Annotated in this window: 22 protein-coding genes; 14 read left to right on the forward strand and 8 right to left on the reverse strand. The window is 63.1% G+C overall.

Going from position 1 to position 20,122, the window contains the following annotated elements:
- The 5 genes from ACKAMS_RS09735 to ACKAMS_RS09755 all read left to right on the forward strand — a co-directional run.
- Positions 1-464: SDR family NAD(P)-dependent oxidoreductase (locus ACKAMS_RS09735; protein WP_408988932.1), on the forward strand; the 464-nt coding region annotated here is incomplete at its 5' end.
- A gap of 67 nt (positions 465-531) precedes the next feature.
- Positions 532-1,131 (forward strand): DUF6636 domain-containing protein, encoded by a 600-nt coding sequence (locus ACKAMS_RS09740; protein ID WP_020968805.1) that lies wholly within the window; start codon positions 532-534, stop codon positions 1,129-1,131.
- Positions 1,131-1,823, forward strand: a complete 693-nt coding sequence (locus tag ACKAMS_RS09745) for a TrmH family RNA methyltransferase (RefSeq protein ID WP_020906640.1) — start codon at positions 1,131-1,133, stop codon at positions 1,821-1,823. The genes ACKAMS_RS09740 and ACKAMS_RS09745 overlap by 1 nt, the downstream gene beginning before the upstream one ends.
- Before the next feature lie 57 nt (positions 1,824-1,880).
- Entirely contained in the window at positions 1,881-3,002 is a 1,122-nt protein-coding gene (locus ACKAMS_RS09750; RefSeq protein ID WP_003944321.1) for a glycoside hydrolase family 76 protein, read from the forward strand.
- A gap of 11 nt (positions 3,003-3,013) precedes the next feature.
- Positions 3,014-3,721 (forward strand): alpha/beta fold hydrolase, encoded by a 708-nt coding sequence (locus tag ACKAMS_RS09755; protein WP_020968806.1) that lies wholly within the window; start codon positions 3,014-3,016, stop codon positions 3,719-3,721.
- Here the strand turns inward: ACKAMS_RS09755 and ACKAMS_RS09760 are convergent.
- Positions 3,684-4,682, reverse strand: coding sequence for a GNAT family N-acetyltransferase (locus tag ACKAMS_RS09760; RefSeq protein ID WP_408988933.1), 999 nt, complete (start codon positions 4,680-4,682; stop codon positions 3,684-3,686). The two genes, ACKAMS_RS09755 and ACKAMS_RS09760, sit on opposite strands and share 38 nt — an antisense overlap.
- 91 nt (positions 4,683-4,773) lie before the next feature.
- Here ACKAMS_RS09760 and ACKAMS_RS09765 point away from each other — a divergent pair, with 91 nt between their 5' ends.
- Both ACKAMS_RS09765 and ACKAMS_RS09770 read left to right on the forward strand, forming a co-directional pair.
- On the forward strand, positions 4,774-6,126 hold the full coding sequence (locus tag ACKAMS_RS09765) for an LLM class flavin-dependent oxidoreductase (protein WP_408988934.1): 1,353 nt from the start codon (positions 4,774-4,776) through the stop codon (positions 6,124-6,126).
- Between the two features lie 44 nt (positions 6,127-6,170).
- Positions 6,171-7,298 carry a GTP-binding protein gene (locus ACKAMS_RS09770; RefSeq protein WP_047888713.1) on the forward strand — a complete coding sequence of 376 codons (1,128 nt, stop codon included), beginning with the start codon at positions 6,171-6,173 and terminating at the stop codon, positions 7,296-7,298.
- Positions 7,299-7,309: 11 nt separating this feature from the next.
- Here ACKAMS_RS09770 and ACKAMS_RS09775 read toward each other — a convergent pair whose 3' ends face one another.
- Both ACKAMS_RS09775 and ACKAMS_RS09780 read right to left on the reverse strand, forming a co-directional pair.
- The gene (locus ACKAMS_RS09775; protein ID WP_019749448.1) at positions 7,310-7,972 is read right to left on the reverse strand and encodes a DedA family protein; all 663 of its coding nucleotides are present in this window, start codon (positions 7,970-7,972) and stop codon (positions 7,310-7,312) included.
- 29 nt (positions 7,973-8,001) lie between these two features.
- Positions 8,002-8,739, reverse strand: a complete 738-nt coding sequence (locus ACKAMS_RS09780) for a VTT domain-containing protein (RefSeq protein WP_029254751.1) — start codon at positions 8,737-8,739, stop codon at positions 8,002-8,004.
- 180 nt (positions 8,740-8,919) lie between these two features.
- On the opposite strand from ACKAMS_RS09780, the gene fbaA reads away from it, so the two are divergent.
- Positions 8,920-9,957 carry a class II fructose-bisphosphate aldolase gene (gene fbaA / locus ACKAMS_RS09785; protein WP_021343256.1) on the forward strand — a complete coding sequence of 346 codons (1,038 nt, stop codon included), beginning with the start codon at positions 8,920-8,922 and terminating at the stop codon, positions 9,955-9,957.
- 79 nt (positions 9,958-10,036) lie between these two features.
- On the opposite strand, the gene ACKAMS_RS09790 is transcribed toward fbaA, so the two are convergent.
- Positions 10,037-10,924, reverse strand: coding sequence for a nuclear transport factor 2 family protein (locus tag ACKAMS_RS09790; RefSeq protein WP_408988935.1), 888 nt, complete (start codon positions 10,922-10,924; stop codon positions 10,037-10,039).
- A gap of 125 nt (positions 10,925-11,049) precedes the next feature.
- Between ACKAMS_RS09790 and ACKAMS_RS09795 the strand changes: the two genes are divergently transcribed.
- The 3 genes from ACKAMS_RS09795 (at position 11,050) to ACKAMS_RS09805 (ending at position 13,619) form a co-directional block, all read left to right on the forward strand.
- Positions 11,050-11,466 (forward strand): DUF3151 domain-containing protein, encoded by a 417-nt coding sequence (locus ACKAMS_RS09795; RefSeq protein WP_003944361.1) that lies wholly within the window; start codon positions 11,050-11,052, stop codon positions 11,464-11,466.
- On the forward strand, positions 11,453-12,598 hold the full coding sequence (locus tag ACKAMS_RS09800; protein ID WP_019749453.1) for an aromatic acid exporter family protein: 1,146 nt from the start codon (positions 11,453-11,455) through the stop codon (positions 12,596-12,598). Before ACKAMS_RS09795 ends, ACKAMS_RS09800 begins: the two co-directional genes overlap by 14 nt.
- Positions 12,599-12,689: 91 nt before the next feature.
- Positions 12,690-13,619, forward strand: coding sequence for a cation diffusion facilitator family transporter (locus ACKAMS_RS09805; protein WP_408988936.1), 930 nt, complete (start codon positions 12,690-12,692; stop codon positions 13,617-13,619).
- On the opposite strand, the gene ACKAMS_RS09810 is transcribed toward ACKAMS_RS09805, so the two are convergent.
- Positions 13,609-14,073, reverse strand: a complete 465-nt coding sequence (locus ACKAMS_RS09810; protein ID WP_029538588.1) for a pyridoxamine 5'-phosphate oxidase family protein — start codon at positions 14,071-14,073, stop codon at positions 13,609-13,611. The two genes, ACKAMS_RS09805 and ACKAMS_RS09810, sit on opposite strands and share 11 nt — an antisense overlap.
- A gap of 64 nt (positions 14,074-14,137) precedes the next feature.
- On the opposite strand from ACKAMS_RS09810, the gene ACKAMS_RS09815 reads away from it, so the two are divergent.
- Positions 14,138-15,088, forward strand: a complete 951-nt coding sequence (locus tag ACKAMS_RS09815) for a helix-turn-helix transcriptional regulator (protein WP_408988937.1) — start codon at positions 14,138-14,140, stop codon at positions 15,086-15,088.
- On the opposite strand, the gene ACKAMS_RS09820 is transcribed toward ACKAMS_RS09815, so the two are convergent.
- Complete coding sequence (locus ACKAMS_RS09820; protein WP_020968812.1) at positions 15,089-16,030, reverse strand: DUF808 domain-containing protein; 942 nt, start codon at positions 16,028-16,030, stop codon at positions 15,089-15,091. It lies immediately after the preceding gene.
- 240 nt (positions 16,031-16,270) lie between these two features.
- Here ACKAMS_RS09820 and ACKAMS_RS09825 point away from each other — a divergent pair, with 240 nt between their 5' ends.
- Entirely contained in the window at positions 16,271-16,927 is a 657-nt protein-coding gene (locus tag ACKAMS_RS09825) for a class I SAM-dependent methyltransferase (RefSeq protein WP_003944335.1), read from the forward strand.
- A 28-nt stretch (positions 16,928-16,955) separates the two neighbouring features.
- Here the strand turns inward: ACKAMS_RS09825 and ACKAMS_RS09830 are convergent, their stop codons facing one another.
- Positions 16,956-18,125 carry a thiolase family protein gene (locus ACKAMS_RS09830; protein ID WP_408988938.1) on the reverse strand — a complete coding sequence of 390 codons (1,170 nt, stop codon included), beginning with the start codon at positions 18,123-18,125 and terminating at the stop codon, positions 16,956-16,958.
- Entirely contained in the window at positions 18,122-19,537 is a 1,416-nt protein-coding gene (locus ACKAMS_RS09835) for an MFS transporter (RefSeq protein ID WP_408988939.1), read from the reverse strand. Before ACKAMS_RS09835 ends, ACKAMS_RS09830 begins: the two co-directional genes overlap by 4 nt.
- A 58-nt stretch (positions 19,538-19,595) precedes the next feature.
- Between ACKAMS_RS09835 and ACKAMS_RS09840 the strand changes: the two genes are divergently transcribed.
- Positions 19,596-20,093, forward strand: coding sequence for a helix-turn-helix domain-containing protein (locus ACKAMS_RS09840; RefSeq protein ID WP_003944415.1), 498 nt, complete (start codon positions 19,596-19,598; stop codon positions 20,091-20,093).
- Positions 20,094-20,122 lie beyond the last annotated feature (29 nt).

The following is a 20,122-nucleotide window of genomic DNA, read 5'->3' on the forward strand; positions in this document are numbered from 1 at the left end:
TGGTCGACATCAACATCACCGGCACCCTCAACGGCACGCACACGGCTTTCCCGTACCTCCGCGATACCGTCGGCGCTCAGGTGGTCAATCTGTGCTCCGCTTCGGCGATCTACGGCCAGCCCGAACTGGCGACGTACGGTGCAACCAAGTTCGCGATCCGCGGCCTGACCGAGGCGCTCGATCTGGAATGGGCACAGCACGACATCCGTGTTCTCGCGCTCTGGCCGTTGTTCGTCCAGACCGCGATGGTCACTGGAATGGACACCGGAGCCACCAGATCGTTGGGTATCAAGCTGACTGCCACCGACGTCGCGAAGGAGCTGTGGGCGGCCACACGCGGCGCCGGATGCGTACACAAGGTTCACTACCCGGTCGGAACTCAGGCAAAGCTCTTTCTCAGTGCGTCGCGGTTCTCGCCCGCGTGGCTCTCACGGCTGATGAACAAGCGCGTCACCAGCACTTAGTCGACCACACGATAGAGTGCACTGTCGGCTGTTGCTGGGCCAAGATGACGTGTGTGGAGGTAGTCGGGTGGTTCGTGTTCGGGTGGGGTTCGTCTTGTTGGGCGTCGGGTCGGCGCTCGTGCTCGCAGGGTGCGGCGGGGAGGCGGATTCAGCGCCGACCGTAGCGGCGCAGCCAAGTTCGACCACCACTACCGCAGTGCCGACGACAACCACCACCGTCGCGCCCGTCGTCCCCACGACCACCGAACCACCGACCACGACGCTGCCACCGACGACGACGCTCACGGACGTGCAGTTCGAGCGCAACGAGTCGTACTACTTCACCACTCCCGACGGGAACTTCCAGTGCGGCATCATCAAGTTGCCCACCAGAATCGAAGCCGGGTGCGAGGGAACGACCACTCCGGTTCCGCCGCGGCCGGAGAGCTGCATGGTCAACTGGGGCAACGGTATTCGCGTCACCGACGAGGGTGAGGGTGCTTTCATGTGTTCGGGCGGAGAGGTGTACACCTCGGGCGGTCCCGACGCCGATCCGGTGTTGGCGGCCGGTCAACCGCTGAGCAAACTGGGTTTCACCTGTACGACCACCGCGACAGACGTCTCGTGTGTCAACGATCAGACCACGCACGGCTTCACGGTGGCTGCAGATTCCAACGAGGTGTACTGATGACCGAAGTCGCAGCCGACGACGTCTCCGGTGGGGCCGGTGAACCGGGACCCACCGAGTGGGGCGAGAACCCCAACGGCGTCGGGCCGTGGGCCGAGGGGCACGACACGGAACCGCCGACAGACGAGCGCTACGACCCCGTACTCCTCGCCGAGGGTGATCGTCGAAACGTCTTGGACGAGTACCGGTACTGGACGCGGGAAGCGATAGTCGAGGACATCGACTCGCGCCGTCACACGATGCATGTCGCCATCGAAAACTTCGCGCACGACGCCAATATCGGCACGGTGGTCCGCACGGCAAACGCGTTTGCTGCGGCCGCGGTCCACATCGTGGGGCGTCGGCGCTGGAATCGGCGGGGCGCCATGGTGACCGATCGATACCAACACATCGTTCACCACGCCGACATCAGCGAGCTCGTCGAGTACGCCCGTGAGAATTCACTCACGATCGTTGCCGTCGACAACACCCCGGGGTCGGTGCCGCTGGAAACGGCAAGCCTGCCGCGAGAGTGCATCCTGCTGTTCGGTCAAGAAGGGCCCGGAGTGACCGAACATGCGAAAGAGGTTGCGTCCATGACGGTCTCGATCGCACAATTCGGGTCGACTCGCAGCATCAACGCCGGTGTCGCGGCTGGCATTGCGATGCACGCGTGGGTACGTGAGCATGCCGATCTCGCCGATTCCCGCTGATCTCGCTCGCGAATTCCGGCTAGCGCGTAGCGCCTCGACCAGACAGGATAGGTAGTTATGCAGGAAGTGTGGGCAGAGCGAGCCGATGCGGCTGAGGGCGCGATAGTCAGTCGTCACCTTCGGCGCCTGTGGGGAATGCCCCGGACAGCACTCGGCGTGGTTGCCTGGCCCGCTGTTCGGCGCGAGCGGATGTTCAAGCCGTGGCACTACTGGTGGCAAGCACACCTGCTCGACACTGCAATCGACGCGCTCGAACGTGACCCGACGCCCAAGCGTCGTCGCCGGGTGGCGAAGGTTGCCCGCAGTGTGCGGGTCCGCAACGTCTCGGCGTGGACCAACAACTATTACGACGACATGGCGTGGCTGGGCCTCTCGCTCGAACGTGCTCAACGTATGTTCTCGGTCGATCACCGGACCGCGGTCCAGGCGCTCGAATCGCAACTCTTCGATTCGTGGTCCCCGGCCGACGGCGGCGGTATTCCGTGGTGCAAAGGTTCCGATTTCTACAACACCCCGGCAAACGGACCCGCCGGAATCATGCTGGCGCGCACCGGAAAACTCTGGCGCGCGCAGGCAACGGCCGACTGGATCGACGAGACGCTGCGGGATCCGGACTCCGGACTGATCTTCGACGGTATCCGCCGCGACGGCACCCTCGAGCGCGCGATCTATTCGTACTGTCAGGGCGTCACGCTGGGGTTGGAAACCGAGTTGTCGACGCGATTGGGCGAACCGCGCCACCGCGAGCGAGTCCACAAACTCGTCGACGCGGTGTACGACGGAATGACCGAGTACGGAGTCATCACGGGCGGTGGCGGAGGCGACGGCGGACTGTTCAACGCAATCCTGGCTCGCTACCTCGCGTTCGTGGTGGTGAACTTGTCCTGGGAGACTCACGAGGACCTGCGAGCGCGCGAACTCGCAGCGCAGATCGTTCTGTCCTCCGCGGAAGCGGCCTGGAACAACAGACTGCAGATCGAAGGTCTGCCGCTGTTCGGGCATGACTGGACCAAGGATGCTCAGTTGCCGAGTCTGTCCGGCGACATCGCCACCTTCGCCGCCGGAACGGTGCGCTCGTCGAGCGTGCCCGAGCGAGACCTCTCGGTGCAGGTAGGTGGGTGGATGCTCATGGAGGCGGCATTTGTCGTCTCGGCGGCTGGATACCCGCGTAAGCGTTAGGCTTTTCCCTCATGGAATCCCGGCACGTGGTCGACACGGACGGCGTACGTCTTCACATCGATGTCGGTGGGGCAGGGGCGGACGTTCTGGTTCTCTCCGGCGGCCCGGGATGCGTTCACTATCTTGCTCACGACGAGCTGGTTCCGGAAGGAATGCGCGCGTGGTGCCCTGAGCCACGCGGAGTCGGCCGGTCCGGTGGCGGCGCTCATACGATGGCGCAGGCGGTTGCGGACCTCGAACTCGTCCGACGCACGTTCGAGATCGACAGCTGGGTCGTGCTGGGGCACTCGTGGGGATCCGACTTGGCGGTGCGGTACGCACTCGACTGTCCGGAATCGGTGTCCGGCGTCGTCGGCATCGCGGGGCACGGCCTCCACAAGGACCGGACCTGGTCGAAGCAGTACGAAGCGGGAATCGAGCCGGACCCGCAGATACCTTGGGAACCTGTTGTCTGGCAATCGCTTCAAGAATCGTTCATCGAATGGATCCATGAACCACAGCTGTTTCGGCAGTTGGCCGACTCACCCGTGCCCATGACATTTCTCGCGGCGGCCGACGATATTCGCCCGTCGTGGCCGTTGCAGCAACTGGCCGAGCTCGTGCCTAACGGTAGTTTCGAGGTCGTCGACGGTGTCGCGCACAACTTCTGGCAGTCTCACCCGCTCCTGTGGAGGAAGATCGTCACCGAGGCTTGTGCGACGCACTCTCGACTCTCCTGATCTCCACCAGGATCCGCTCCGCAACGGTCTGGTATCCCAGGCTCCGATTGACGGTCAGCATCGGGTGGTTTTCCGCGTTCACCGTTGTGTAAATCTTTTGCAGCGAGGGAAATTCAGCTGTCAACACAGACGCTTGTTGCTCCTTGACCCACCGAGCGAGACCGTGTCCGCGGTGCTGGGGAAGTACCACGGTGTCGTGCTGTGATGCGTGGGTGCTGTCATGTTCGTCCACCGTCACCACTGTCGCTGCGGCTACTTCGCCGACGCTGTCGTCGACCGCGCAGCACACCAGGAGTACTTGAGAGCCACCCGTCATCTTCTGTTCCCACGATCTGACCTCGTCGGCTCCCCAATTACGTTCGGGCATCTGCAGTTCGGCGCCCGGCGCGTCGAGGAGTCGGTTCAATGCCTCCGAGAAGGAGTGGACCAGCTCGTCCGGGGTTCGGTTGCGCCAACTGACGATTCGATAGCCGGGGCGGGCGCTGTGTGCGGTGGGAGGGCTGAGGTGCTGAACCTGGTTGGCCAACCGAAGCAACACACGGTGGCCGTCGAACGATCCCAGGAAATGCTCGGCTGCGCTTCCGACGAGCGCCGTCACTCTGATTCTTCGCACGCCGAACCCGGCGATGTCGACTTCGGCGAGTTCGGCAAGCGCTCGTCCTACCCCTCGTCGCTGCGCGTGGGGTGTCACGTACATCCGAAACTCTGCGAGATCAGGTTCCGCCGAGTTGCGTCGCGCCTGGGCGATACCGAGGACCTCGTCCGTTCCGCCGTCGCGTGCGATCCAACGCCATACATCGGCCGAACCGTCCTCGGCCTCGATCATTTCCATCAGCGCCGTCGCTGTCGGCGCAGTTCCGGACAGGTGACGCTGGCCTTCGGCGAAGACCTCACAGCACTGGTGAAGAACCGATGCTGTCGATCCGGACGGTACGAACTCGGCTACAACTACGCGGCTCACCCATGTGACGATACCGAGCTGCCAACCCCGAGTTGGAATCACGCGAACCCTAACCCTGTCGGACTGCGGCGGCAGTTGCCAGCATTCAGGCATGTCTGATTCTCCGCGCCAACTGAGCCTCAACGCGTTCATCCACCCCGCCGGTCATCACGAAGCGGCGTGGCGTCATCCGTGGACAACACCGGAACGTCTGTTCGACGTCACGTATTTCCAGGAGATCGCTCGCACTGCTGAGGCGGCGAAGTTCGACGGAATCTTCTTCGCCGACGGTCCCGCGTTGCGCAGCGACGTCGAGCACGGTCCCGCAGGGACGTTGGAGCCGATCACCGTGTTGACGGCCATTGCAGTGGCAACCGAGCGGATCGGATTGATCGCGACGGCGTCGACCACGTACTACGAGCCGTACAACCTGGCTCGGCTGTTCGCCTCACTCGACCACATCTCGAACGGACGCGCTGGGTGGAACATCGTCACCACGGGTACGGATCTGGCTGCCGCCAACTTCGGGCTGGCCAAGCATCCGGACCACGGCGACCGGTATTCGCGTGCAAGGGAATTCGTCGACGCGGTGGTGCGGTTGTGGGACAGCTGGGAGGACGACGCGATCAGTCTGGACCGGGAGAACGGAATCTACGCGGACAGAAACAAGATTCACGAGATCAACTACGTCGGCCGGCATCTTCGGGTGCGGGGGCCGTTCAACGCACCGCGAACGCCGCAGGGATACCCGGTGCTGGTGCAGGCCGGGGCGTCCAACGACGGTCGCGCGTTTGCCGGTCAGTATGCGGAGGCGATTTTCACAGCGCACCAGAGACTTTCCGATGCGCAGGCGTTCTACACCGACATCAAGTCGAGGGCTGCTCAGTTCGGGCGCAACCCCGATCATGTCAAGATTCTGCCGGGAATCAGCCCGTTCATCGGTGACACCGAGGAACAAGCCAAGGCGCTCGAGCGAGAATTCAACGAGTTGACTTCGCCGGAGTACGGGCTCGCGCAACTCGGTGCACTCACCGGGACCGATGTTCGGAATCTGGAACTGGATGCACCGGTTCCTGTCGAATTGTTCGCGGCGGCAGGTGATGTCACCGACAACAAGCAAAGCAGATTGCAGGTGATCGCCGGCATAGTCGAGCGTGAGCGTCCGACGGTTCGGGGACTGCTTCATCGTTTGGCGGGTGCGCGCGGACACCGGGTGTTCGCCGGAACCGCCGAGCAGGTGGCTGACACGATCGAGGAATGGTTCACCAGCGGTGCTGCTGACGGATTCAACGTCATGCCGCCGTACTACCCGGGTGGACTCGAAATCTTCACCGAGCGTGTGGTCCCGATCCTGCAGGATCGCGGTCTGTTCCGCACCGAATACACGGGTACAACGCTTCGTGATCATTTCGGGTTGCCGAGGCCCGAGAGCCAGTTCTCGGGTAGTGCGTCTGCAGTGCAGTAGGCCCGCCTCCCGTTGTCGATAATGACAATGGTTACCATTAAGGAATGAAGCAGCTACCGGTAACCGTGCTGTCCGGATTTCTGGGCGCAGGCAAGACCACACTCCTCAACCACATCCTCGCCAATCGAGACGGCCGTCGGGTCGCCGTCATCGTCAACGACATGAGCGAGATCAACATCGACGCGGCCCTCGTCGCGGGCCAGGGCCACCTCGATCGCACGGAGGAGAAGTTGGTCGAGCTGACCAACGGATGCATCTGCTGCACGCTGCGCGAGGATCTGATCGACGCCGTCGGCGCGCTGGCCCGCGAGGGGCGGTTCGATCAGTTGGTGATCGAATCCACCGGCATCTCCGAACCGATGCCGGTGGCGGCCACCTTCGACTGGGAATTCGAGGACGGCTTCAGCCTCGGCTCGCTCGCGAAGCTCGACACCATGGTGACCGTGGTGGACGCGTCGACTTTTCTCGGCGAACTGGCAAAAGGCGAACGACTGGACGAGCGCAACCTCGAAGCCGGGGAGGGGGACGGACGCAGCATCTCCGATCTCCTGGTTGATCAGGTGGAGTTCGCCGACGTCATCTTGCTGAACAAAACCGACCTGGTGAGCCCGCGGGCGGCGGGAACCGTCGAGGCGACGCTTCGTAGGCTCAACCCCACTGCTCAGCTGATTCGGACCGACCACGGAAAAGTCACCCTCGATCGCGTCCTCGAAACCGGTCTCTACAACCCGGAACTGGCTGCGCAAGTACCCGGTTGGGACGAGGAGCTGGCCGGCGGGCACACCCCGGAAACCGAGGAATACGGAATACGCAGCGTCACGTATCGAGCCTCGCGCCCCTTCCATCCGGCGCGACTCGAGGCTGCGCTCGGTCAGTTCGCGGGACTCTTGCGAAGCAAAGGCTTCTGCTGGATCGCCAGTCGGCCCGAGTTCGCCGCTATCTGGTCGCAGGCAGGCCCCAACCTCGTCATCGAACCGGCGCAACTGTGGGCGTCGGCAGCGGAGGTGCCAGGGCAGGAGATCGTGTTCATCGGAGTGAAACTCGACCCGGCGACGCCGTCGCGAATCCTCGATCCGGCTCTGCTGACCGATGACGAACTACGCGAAGGACCGCGGGCCTGGACTCGCTACGAGGACCCGCTTCCGGCGTGGGACCAGAGCCACCTGCACTGAGCAGACAGCTTCTAGTCGAGGACTTCTTCTACCTCGACGTCTTCGGCCGGTCGGGCCATTTCCTTGCGGTACTGCCAGATTCCCAATGCGGTGCCGATGACCAAGCTGACCATCATCACGATCAGCACGGCGGGCAGCAACCACGGAACGCGATCGAGGAACGAGCCACCGTAGAAACCGAGCAGCAGGAGTACCGGTGCCCAGATGATCGCGCCGATGGTGCTCGCGATGGTGTAGCGCGTGTGGTTCATCTTGGCTGCGCCTGCGACCATCGGGCACAGGGTGCGCACCCACGGAACCCAGCGGGCGATCAGGACGGCCCAGAACCCGTGTCTCTCCAACAGGATGTTGACGCGGTGCAGATTCTTCTCGGTGAAGTACTTGCCGCCCTTACGGGCTTTGATGTGGTTGCCCGTCCGGTGGCCGATGACGTACCCGACCTGGTTGCCGGCAATGGCAGCGATCATCGCGCCCACCGACAGCGCCCACACGTGGCCTGCACCGGATTCGTGACCGGCAAGCACGATTCCGGCTGTGATCAGCAGCGAGTCACCGGGGAGAAACAACCCGAGGATGATCGCGCACTCGATGAAGACGAACGTGACGACGATAATCCAGACCAACAGGGGCCCGGCAGTCTCGAGTGGGGAGAAACTGCCGGATGCGAGCGTCATCGTGGTCAGTTCTTCGCCTCGTTCTGCAATCAGGGGGTGGGGTCTTCGGGGACTGTCACCGTCGAATTGTCCGTAGTGGAAGTATTCGCCGATTCACCACGTCTCGACGCCAGAATTCGCTTTCCGATTTCGAAGACGATCGGCAGAACCGACACCAGGACGATCAAGATGAAGATGTAGTCGACATTGTCGCGGATGAATTCGATCTGCCCCAGGAGGTAGCCGAGCAAAGTCACACCGGCACCCCACAGGATGCCGCCGACGATGTTGTAGGTCAGGAACAGTGAGTACTTCATCTTCGAGGCGCCCGCGACAACCGGTGCAAAAGTACGCACGATCGGCACGAACCTCGCCAGGATAATGGTGATCGGGCCGTGCTTTTCGAAGAAGGCATGCGACTCGTCGATGTACTTCTTCTTGAAGAACCGCGCGTCGTCCGTCTTGAACAGGGCAGTTCCGCCCTTGGCGCCGATGTAGAACCCCACTTGGTCACCCAGAATCGCGGCGATCGGAATCGTCACCAGGAGCACCCACAGCGGCGCGAACGGTTCGATCTCGGTGGACTTGGAAGCCGCGATCAGCCCTGCGGTGAAGAGCAGAGAATCGCCGGGCAAGAGCGGAAACAGCAGCCCTGATTCGATGAAGACCACCAGAAGCAGTCCCACCAGAACCCACGTTCCGAAGGAATTCAAGAGGTTCACGGGATCGAGGAAGCCAGGCAGCAAGGCCAGGTTCGTCACGGATTCAGTTGCTGCCTGCACATTCACGGGGGCCAGAGTACCGGCCGAATCTGAGTGTTTCCCACCACCGCAGGTCATCGCGTCGGTGGCGGCGGCCGAGACCGCAAAGAGACGTGACGCGTCGGACTTGCCATACTGCTAGGACCACACGAAGCGCTTTCACATCGCCGAGCGCTCCGAACGACACGTATATGGAGGACTCCCGCCGTGCCTATCGCAACTCCCGAGGTCTATGCCGAGATGCTTGGTCGGGCCAAGGAGCATTCCTTTGCCTTCCCCGCCATCAACTGTGTCGGCTCCGAATCCATCAACGCAGCCATCAAGGGCTTCGCGGACGCCGGCAGTGACGGCATCATCCAGTTCTCGACGGGCGGCGCCGAGTTCGGTTCCGGTTTGGGCGTCAAGGACATGGTCACCGGCGCTGTTGCGCTCGCCGAGTTCGCACACGTGATCGCGGCAAAGTACGACGTCACCATCGCGCTGCACACCGACCACTGCCCGAAGGACAAGCTGGACACCTACGTGCGTCCGCTGCTCGCGATCTCGCAGGAGCGCGTCGACGCCGGTCGTAACCCGCTGTTCCAGTCGCACATGTGGGACGGCTCGGCTATCCCGATCGACGAGAACCTGGCAATCGCCAAGGAACTGCTCGCCCTCTCCAAGGCTGCACGCATCATCCTCGAGGTCGAGATCGGTGTCGTCGGCGGCGAAGAAGACGGCGTCGAGGCCGAGATCAACGACAAGCTCTACACCTCGAGTGAAGACTTCGAGAAGACGGTCGATGCTCTGGGCATCGGCGAACAGGGCAAGTACCTGCTCGCAGCCACCTTCGGCAACGTCCACGGCGTCTACAAGCCGGGCAACGTCAAGCTCAAGCCCGAGGTTCTCGAAGAGGGCCAGAAGGTCGCCGCTGCCAAGCTCGGCCTGGCCGCAGGCTCGCAGCCCTTCGATTTCGTCTTCCACGGTGGATCGGGATCGCTGAAGTCCGAGATCGAGGATTCGCTGAACTTCGGCGTCGTCAAGATGAACGTCGACACCGACACCCAGTACGCGTTCTCCCGTCCGATCGCCGGACACTTCTTCTCCAACTACGACGGCGTCCTCAAGATCGACGGCGAGGTCGGAAACAAGAAGGCATACGACCCGCGCAGCTACCTCAAGAAGGCCGAAGCAGGCATGACGGCTCGCGTCGTCGAGGCGTGCAACGACCTGAAGTCGGCCGGACGCTCGGTGTCCGCAGGCTGATCGGCTTCACAACTGCGCTTCACAGAACAAAATGCGCGCCGACGAATTTCTCGTCGGCGCGCATTTTCTGTTCAGGTGCTTACTTGCTGGGATCGCAGACTTTCCACGTGCCGTCCTGGCGCTCGAGGTCGAACGTGCGCCACGACTGTTCGCCGGTGCTCGGCAAACTTGCCTGGACCTGAGCGATCGCGGTGTCGTCGGTGATGCGCACCGCATCGACGGCTCCGACCTGCGGGATCGTCTTCTGAGCGACGGCATTGTCGTGGACCTGAGCGAACGCCGCGTCCGGAATGGTGCGGTAGTACTCGCCCAGCGCGCCACATGTCGACGTTCGCAGAGTCGCCAGATCGCCGGTCTGAAGAGCATCGACGTACGTCGAGATGGCGGTCTGAACCTGGGCTTCAGGTGAGCTTTCGCCGCTACCGCTGTTGGACGAGACGAAGACTGCGATGCCGATTGCCGCGAGGACGGCGACGCCGGCCGCTGCTGCCGCGATGTACCAGCCCTTGCCGCTGCGCTTGGCTTTTTCCGGCGCTGCAGGCTCGATGCGAGTCGGCATCGGCTGGGCCGGCGGTGGGGTCGCTGCGACACCCACACGTTGAGGTGCGGCGCGCTGCTGCGGTTGAGGCGCGGAGCGCTGTGGCGGTGGCGGCGGGGTTGGAGCTTGCCGGGGTGGCGGTGTCGGCTGCGCGGCTTTCGGAATCGCGACGGTGGCGGGCTCCGGCTTGGGCTGGGGTGTCGGTGCTGCTGCTGGTGTTGCTGTGGGTGCCTGAGTTGCCTTGGGGATCGCGACGGTTGGCGCGCTGGCGGCTTTGGCGTCGCCGCCCGCATTCGAGTTCTTGTCCGCCTTCGAGTTCTTGTCTGCCTTCTGGATCGCCACAGTCGCAGGTTCGGTCGGGGCCGACTTCTCGGGCGCACCCTTCGGGGCTGCGCTCTTTTTCGAGTTGTCGTCTTTCGAGTCCGGCACGGGTAACCCTTCGGTCTTATGCGGCAATGACCATGTCAGGGTAACGACCGGTATATACCGGGCATAACTCCGACCGTCGGTGAGGCGGTCCTGTGGCAGAAAGGCGTAGCGGGCACAATGAGCGCATGACCCAATTCGGTGACCTGCTCGGACCCAAGCCCACTCTGCTTCCCGGCGACGACGAGGCGGAATCGGCACTGCTCAACCACGCTGACCCGGCCCAGGTCGCGGCCGACCATCCCACTGCCTCCATCGCGTGGGCCTACCTCGCCGAGGCTGCCCTGGACAAGGGCGAAACCATCACTGCCTACGCCTACGCGCGTACCGGCTACCACCGCGGACTCGACCAACTGCGTCGTAACGGTTGGAAGGGTTTCGGTCCTGTGCCCTACAGCCATGAACCGAACCGCGGATTCCTCCGTTGCGTCGCTGTCTTGGCCAAGGCCGCGAAGACGATCGGTGAGGCCGACGAGTACGCGCGTTGCCTAGATCTGCTCGAAGACTGCGATCCCAACGCCGCCGAAGCGCTTGGCCTCGGTTAGCAGTTTCCGTCCGAGCCGGGCCGGTATCAAGGACCGTGCTCGCAAATCGGTGCGTCGGCTTCAGACGTCGGCGCTACCGATCATTCAATGTGCCTTGGCGGCCGGATTGGCGTGGTGGGTTGCCACCACGGTGATCGGGCACCATGCGCCGTTCTTCGCGCCGATTGCTGCCGTGGTCTCGCTCGGTCTGTCGTTGGGCGCCCGACTACGACGTTCGTTCGAGTTGGTTGCGGGTGTCACGGTCGGTATCGGAATCGGTGACCTGATCATCTCCGGCATCGGGAGCGGACCCTGGCAGATCAGTTTGGTTGTCGTGCTGGCGATGTCCGTCGCGGTGCTACTGAACAGCGGGCCGATCTTCTCCATGCAGGCCGGAAACTCGGCCGTGCTGGTGGCGACGCTGATCCCACCGGGCGGCAGCGGCGGGCCCGATCGCATGATCGACGCCCTTGTCGGTGGTTTGGTGGGCATCGCGGTGGTCGCGATCATCCCCACGCACCCGGTACGACGCGCACGCAAGGACGCTGCATCGATCCTCGGAACAGCGTCAGAGGTACTGCAATTGGTGGCAGACGGCCTCGTCGCGAACGACCCGGACCCGATCGTGAAGGCGCTGCAGAAGGCGCGCGCAACTCAGGGTGCCATCGACGGATTGCGCAGCAACCTCCTCGGCGGGCGCGAGATCAGCCGAATCTCCCCGCTGTACTGGAACAGTCGACCGCGCCTCGAAAGGCTCATGGCGACAGCCGATCCCATCGACAACGCGATGCGCAACATTCGAGTGCTCGCGCGTCGTTCGTTGACGTTGGTCAGGGACGACGAGATCCTCGATCCTCGTCTGGTGGCTCAGGTCGAGCGCTTGTCGAAAGCCGTCGAAGTTCTCAAGGACATGATCCTGGCGGAGCCGGGGGAGCAGCCTGATCAGGCCGAGGCAGCGCGCGTCCTGCGCTCGGTGGCGAAGGAACTGAAACCGGCGATAGTCGAGAACGCAGGCCTGTCCTCGACGGTGGTGTTTGCCCAGATTCGATCGCTGGTCGTCGACCTCTTGCAGGTAGCAGGCATGAAGCGCATCTCGTCGATCGCCACTCTGCCGCCCACTGTGCCGCACCCGGCGTACGAGCCGGATCACTGACCTCTGCCTTTTCCCGCTCACTGAGCAACTCATTGTATGTATGCGAATGTATGCATATGCTCTGAGAAGGACTTGGGAGGGAACAGGACAAATGGGAGCAGGGCACGGCCATTCACACGGCCACTCGGCAGCAGATTCGGTCGGAGTAGGGCTGTCACCGCAACGCATCAAGAAAATGGCGATCGCGCTTGCGATCCTCGTTGCATTTCTCGTACTCGAAGCTACGGTCGGCATTCTGATCAACTCGCTGGCGCTGCTTGCCGACGCCGGCCACATGCTCACCGACGTGGTGGGCATGGCCATGGGATTGACGGCTTTGCTGCTCGCGAAGAAGGGCAGCACCACCGCGGCCAGGACCTTCGGTTGGCACCGCGCCGAAGTGCTGACCGCCATGGCGAATGCCGTGATGCTGCTGGCCGTCGCCGCCTGGGTCTTCTACGAGGCAATCGGCCGCATCGGTAACGAACCCGAGATCCCGGGCGGCGCCCTGATCATCACTGCAGCTGCCGGATTGGCCGCGAACATCGTCGTGATGCTGATGCTGCGCGGCGATTCCAAGGACAGCCTCGCGGTGCGTGGCGCCTACCTCGAAGTGCTTGCAGACGCCGTCGGTAGCGTCGGAGTTCTGATTGCCGGTGGCCTTGTCCTGCTGTTCAACTGGACGTGGGCGGACGTCGTCGTCGGTGTTCTCATCTCGCTGTGGGTGGTGCCGCGTGCGATCAAACTGGCCGCAGCATCGCTGCGCATTCTGACGCAGGCGTCGCCGGCCGACGTCGACGTCGAAGCGGTCGAGGCCGACCTGGCGGCGCTGCCGAGCGTGATGGGTGTTCACGACCTACACGTCTGGACGCTCACCACCGGCATGGATGTCGCGACGGTCCACCTGACCAGTGACGCGAATTCGTCGAACGTTCTGGAATCCGCGCGCACCGTCCTCGAGAGTCACGGTCTTTCCCACGCCACCGTTCAGGTGGAATCGTGTGCCAACGGCGAGCATTGCGAGAAGAACGTCACTTGGTGAAGCGGGTGATCTCCTTGCCCGGCTTCCAGAGATCGACGTACATGTGCTCGTCGTCGACCGTCGTGTGCACCACCTCGTCGATGTCGAGGACAAAGAGGTGCAGAGGTTTCGGAACCTCGTAGGTGTAGCTTGCGAGCACGGCCTCGAACTCGTCGCCGGTCACCTCGCGTGCGATTCCGGCGATCTTCGCATCGCCGCCCTCCATGGTGTGCTCACCGGGATTGCTGTGTAGGGCGTAGCGCCCGTCACGGATGAGATCCTTCGCCTTGAGTGCGCCGAACATCGAACCGAGCACCAGACGCCCGTCGAGGATTTCGACTTCGGTGCCGCTGACCCGCGGTGAACCGTCCTTGCGCAGCGTTGCGAGGACGTGATGCTTGTGGGCTTTGAATCGTGCTTGGACCGCGACGGCAAGAGCGGGTACTTCTTCGGAGAACTGCTTCCAAGTGACCATGACGGTCATTGTGCACCCCTATTCCTGACAACTTCTGTCAGTGATTCTCGGTAATGTTCGGTCCATGAGATCCGCGCGGTTGCTCCAACTCATGCTGCGTTTGCAGGGGAGTCGCGGCGTTATCGCCGATCAGTTGGCCGAAGAGTTCGGCGTTTCGGTGCGGACGATCTACCGCGACGTGGCCTCGTTGTCGGCTGCCGGCGTGCCGATCTGGACCGAGAGCGGCCCCGGTGGTGGCATCCGTCTGCTCGACGGTTGGCAGTCCAAGCTGTCCGGCATGACGGACGACGAGACGTCCGCACTCATGCTGTTGGGCGTGCCGTCCATCGCTGCAGATCTCGGGCGATCCGACGCCGTCGGTTCGGCGGGGGCCAAACTGCTCCGCTCCCTGCCCGGTCCCCTGCGCGAGAGTGCACGACTGTGGCAGGACCGCATTCTCGTGGACGTTCCGGGTTGGTTCGGCGGCGTCGACGACATCTCTGCGCTTCCGATCGTCACATCCGCTGTGCTGGACTCGCGTCGACTGCGCTTCGCCTATCGCGATCGCGAGCGGACGGTCGATCCGCTGGGTCTGGTCATCAAAGCCGGTGTTTGGTATCTGGTGGCGGGGATGAACGGTCGAACGCTGTCGTTTCGAGTCGGACGCATCAAAAATGCCGTGGTAGAAGATGATTCGTTCACTCGGCCGGTGGATTTCGATCTGCCGTCGTGGTGGGCGGCGTCGATGGCCGAGTTCGACCGTTCGCTGCTTCGCTTCGAGTGTCGCGTGCGGTTGTCACCAGAGGGCAGGCTCCGGCTCCCCGATGTGGTGGGCGAGCTTGCCGCTGCCGTCGAAGTGGGGCCAGAGGGCAACGACGGATGGGTGAGTGCCGAGCTGCAACTCGAGAGCGAAGCTGTCGCGCTCTCGCAGTTGATCGGTTTGGGAGCGGACGTCGAAGCGCTCGAGCCACGGTCGTTGCGTGAAGGACTGCGCGCTGTGGCGGAGCAGATGGTGCTCCGCCACAACTCGAAGTGACTAGGCCGTTGCAGAACGCTTTGCGAGCAGGCGGGTGATACCCAGTTGAGCTGCGACGATGATGGCGCCGACCACCAGACCCAGTGCTGCCGACGCAAGTGTGTTGACGATCCACGCCAGTACCCCGCCGACTCCGGCGATGTCACTGACTGCTTCTTCGCCGTGATGAACGGCGTCGTACAGCGGGTGGAAGCCCAGTTCGTCGATGCCGACCAACAAGATGTGGCCACCGACCCACAGCATCGCGGCGGTACCCACGACCGAGAGCACTGACATCACGTGAGGCATGCCGCGAACGAGGCCTCGGCCGACCTTGTGGGTGAAGCCAGACGACGTCTCGGCGATCTTCAATCCGATGTCGTCCATCTTCACGATCAGTCCGACGACGCCGTAGACGACCACGGTGATGACGACCGCCACGACGGCAAGGATCACCAATCGGCTCCAGAAACCTTCGCCCGCGATGGTGTTGAGGGCGATCACCATGATCTCGGCCGACAGGATCAGGTCGGTGCGGACGGCACCCGAAACCACTGCTTCTTCGTCGCGAGGATGCTCGTCAGCGGCCTCGTGGTGGTCACCGTGGCCGAAAATTGCACCCCAGATCTTGTGAACCGCTTCGTAGCTGAGGTAACAGCCGCCGACCATCAACAGTGGCGTCAGCAGCCAGGGGAGGAACTGACTCAGCAGCAGAGCGATCGGAAGAATGATCAGCAGCTTGTTGCGCAGCGATCCGATGGCGATGCGCTTGATGATGGGCAACTCGCGTTCGGCCGCGAGCCCACGGACGTACTGCGGCGTGACGGCTGCGTCGTCGATGACGACGCCTGCAGCTTTGGCGGTCGCCTTACCGGTTGCGGCGGCAACGTCGTCGATCGAGGCGGCAGCCATACGAGCCAGGGCTGCGACGTCGTCGAGCAGGGCGAAGAGTCCTCCGGCCATCACAGACCTCCAGTGGAATCAGTGGAAAAAGGTGGCCGGACCGATCCGGTGACGCAGTTACTTGATCGCACGAGGTCTCTATCCATGATGGTCGTTGGTGAGGTCAGGTCACCTGGAACGATACCGGGGTCATCCGTCAGGGACTGCGTCGCGCGGCCGGTCGCTCTTCGTCACGAAAGGTCTTCCCGACCCGGTGCTCGCGTGTAAGACTGCACAGAAGATCGATCGAAACGGGGCACTATGCGTGAACCAGACACTGCACAGGTCGCCAAGACTTTCGACGCAATGGCGGCGCACTACGACCGACAGATCGGGCGCTTCGAGCGCTTTGTGCTCGGTGACGCCCGGAAATGGGCTGTAGATCAGGCGCATGGGCGCGTGGTCGAAATTGCCGTGGGCACCGGGCTGAACCTGCCGCTCTACGGGGACGACGTCGACTACGTCATCGGCGTGGACATCTCGACTGCGATGCTCGATCAGGCCAGGGTCAAGGTCTCCGAGGGAGTGAAGACCGAAGTCGACCTACGACTCGGAGACGTGCAAGCACTCGATGTTCCTGACGAATGCGTGGACACATTGGTCTCCACCTACGCGTTCTGCACGATCCCCGATCCGGACCGAGTTGCCAGCGAAGCATTTCGAGTGCTGGTGCCTGGTGGTCGATTCGTGCTCGCTGAGCACGGGCCGAGCACCAACACGGTTGTACGGGCGCTGATGAAGGCCGTCGAACCGCTTTCTGTACGGTTCGGTGCCGATCACCTCACCCGCGAACCGGTCGGATACCTCGAAAACGCAGGCTTCCTGATCGACGAGGTGCAGCGCAGTGGACGGGGTGGAATCGTGTTCCGGGTCGTTGCGCGCAAGCCGGATCCCGAATGGACGGCACTCGGTCACTAGTGTCCGAGTGCCGTCCAGCGGTGATTGCTCAGCCCAAGCGCTCCAGGATGGTTGCGTTGGCCAGCCCACCTGCCTCACACATGGTCTGGAGTCCGTAGCGCGCGCCGCGCTGTTCCATAGCGTTGACCAGAGTGGTCATGATCCGGGTTCCGCTGCCGCCCAGCGGATGGCCGAGTGCGATGGCACCGCCGTGGACGTTCACCTTGGACAGATCGACGCCGGTGTCTGCTGCCCACGAGAGGACGACGGGAGCAAAGGCCTCGTTGACCTCGAACAGATCGATGTCCGAGATCGTCAAACCCGCACGGGCCAAGACCTTCTCGGTGGCCGGGATGACCGCCGTGAGCATGTACAGCGGATCGTCGCCGGCGACAGCGAAGCTGTGCAGCCGTGCCTTCGGGGTGAGGCCGAGTTTCGCGGCGATCTCACTGGTCGTGATCATCACCGCCGAACTGCCGTCCGAAAGCGGGCTGCTGTTGCCCGCGGTGATGGACCAGTCGATCTGTGGGAATCGCTGGGCGTAGTAGTCGGATTCGAAGGCGGTCCGTAGGCCGGCAAGGGTCTCGACCGTGGTACCGGGGCGGATGGCCTCGTCGACCGACAGCTGCGGGAGCGTGGAGAGTTCCTTGGTGAAGTAACCACTCTCGGTTGCCAGCGCGGCTTTCCGATGACTCGACGCCGAGAATTCGTCGAGTTGGGTGCGGCTCAGTCCCCACTTGGCAGCGATCAATTCGGCGCTGATGCCCTGCGGTACCAGACCGTCCGGATAGCGCTCTTCGAAACCTACACCGAGTGACTCGCGCCCGACGCTGCTCGAGCCCATCGGCACTCGGCTCATCGACTCGACTCCGGCAGCGACAACGATGTCGTACGCACCGGCAATAACGCCCTGAGCAGCAAAATGAACTGCTTGTTGGCTACTTCCACACTGGCGATCGACGGTGGTTCCCGGTACCGACTCGGGGTAGCCGGCGGCGAGAAGGGCTGTGCGAGTGACATTCTGGCTCTGTTCACCGACTTGACTGACCGCGCCGCCGATGACGTCGTCGATCAGCGCGGCATCGATCCCGGTGCGCTCGACTACCGCTTTGAGGCTGTGGGCGAGGAGGTCGACGGCGTTGATGCCGTGCAGGGCGCCGTTCGCCTTTCCCTTGCCGATCGGAGTGCGAACGGCTTCGACGATAACTGCGTCTCTCATGACAAATTCCTTTCAGGGATGGCGGATTCAGCAGGGACAACTGGGGTGGGTGTGGTTGCAGGCGTCATTCCCAGCGATGCCAGGGCAGACACAAGCGCGACGGCAAAGATCACCCACCAGGCCTGGCGGAAGGTGTCGGGGTCGACGGAGGAGCCGAGAACCGCGATCAGAACACTCACGCCGAGAACGGTTCCGATCTGTCGGCTCATGCTGACGATTGCGCTACCGGTGGCCGATCGGGCCGGTGCAAGATCCGCCGTGGCCTGCGACAGAATGGTCGGCAGGGCAAGGCCGACACCGATTCCGGCGATGATCCAGCCCGGCAGGAGTCCGGTCGCGTAGTTGGGCGTCGAATCAACCGAGACGAGGACCAATACCGTTCCGACGGCCCACAGAAGGCTGCCGAGTGCGGCGACGCGTCCCGCCGAGTACTTGCGCGAAAGCGATCCACCGGCGATCGCGAACAGCGGAACCAGAAGCGGACCCGGCGAGACGGCGAAGCCGGTGCGCAATGCCGAGTATCCCCAAACTTCTTGCAGCCAGAGGATGTTCGAGAGCAGTCCGGCAGCAAATGCCGCGCTGAACAGGATGGCGGTGACGTTGGACCAGGCAAAGGAGCGGATCTTCAGAAGGTCGGGAGCAATCAACGGAGTGCGATGGCGAGAGTTGCTCCACCAGAACGAAAGTAGGGTCGCGACGGCGACGGCGACGGCGATCAGAACGCGGTTGTCGGTCCATCCCCAATCAGGTCCCTGGACGAGTGCCAGCGCGAGAGAGCCGATTCCGGCGGTGAGGAGGGCGGCGCCGACGAAGTCGATCCCGGCATCGGAGTCCTTGTGTGTTGTATCCGGGACGAGTCGGACTGCGAAGTAGAGCAATACGATCCCGACTGGAACATTGATCAGGAAGACCCAGCGCCACGACGCCTCGACGAGAATGCCGCCCACGACGGGGCCGAATGCCGCAGCGGCCGCGCCGGCTGCCGCCCAGATGCGTACGCCGGATTGACGTTTCGCAGCCGGGAGTGCACTGATCAGGAGGCCGAGGCTGGCCGGGGTGAGCGCTGCGGCGCCGACTGCCTGAACGATGCGGAATGCCACCAGTGCCCACAATGACGGACTGAAAGCGCAGGCGGCGCTGGCGAGGGTGAACAGTGCGAGGCCGGCGATGAAGGCGCGCTTGTGCCCGATCCGGTCCGCCCAGCGTCCGAGGGGGATCAACAGCGCGGCGTAGACGATCGCGTAGCTGTTGAGGATCCAACTGAACTCGCCGAGTGAGTTGCCCGGGTAGCTCTTGGCGATGTCGCCGAAGGCCACGTTGACCACAAAAAGATCGAGGCTGGCGACAAACGGCGCTCCCGACAGAATTGCGAGGAGCGGCCCAGTCCGCACTGGCTGGCTATGAAGTTCCATAGTCAGCAATCTAGACTCTGGCTATGGTTATGGCAAGCCAGGGGGTATGGTGAATTGCATGGACGCTGTACGACTGACCGGAGTGCTCGAAGATCGCGACGCCTGGCGGGCCACGCACTGTTCGATCGGGCGGGCGATGGAAGTGGTCGGCACCCGGTCCGCGATGCTCATTCTGCGAGAGGCCTATTACGGCACAACGCGTTTCGACGACTTCGCGTCGCGAGTCGGCATCACCGAGGCGGTTGCGTCGGCAAGGCTGAAAGAACTCACTGAGGCGGGACTGTTCGAGCGTGTGCCGTACAAGGAGCCTGGAAAGCGGACGCGGCACGAGTACGTGCTCACCGAGAAGGGCCGTGACCTGCTGCCGGCGGTTCTTGCGCTGATGCAGTGGGGAGACAAGTATCTGCACGGCGGAAAAGGCGGACCGTTGGAGGTGGCGGACGACGCCACTGGCGAGCGTGTTCGCGTCGAGGTGCGCAGTGAGTCGGGTCGTGAAGTGCCTTTGGGGGAGTTGCGAGTCTCTGTCAACGAATCGCGTCGGCGGTTGCGCGAATAGCAATGCATCTCAACAGCTCTCGAGTGTAG

The sequence above is a fragment of the Rhodococcus sp. 5A-K4 genome, assembly GCF_046097995.1.
Classification (GTDB): domain Bacteria; phylum Actinomycetota; class Actinomycetes; order Mycobacteriales; family Mycobacteriaceae; genus Rhodococcus_F; species Rhodococcus_F erythropolis.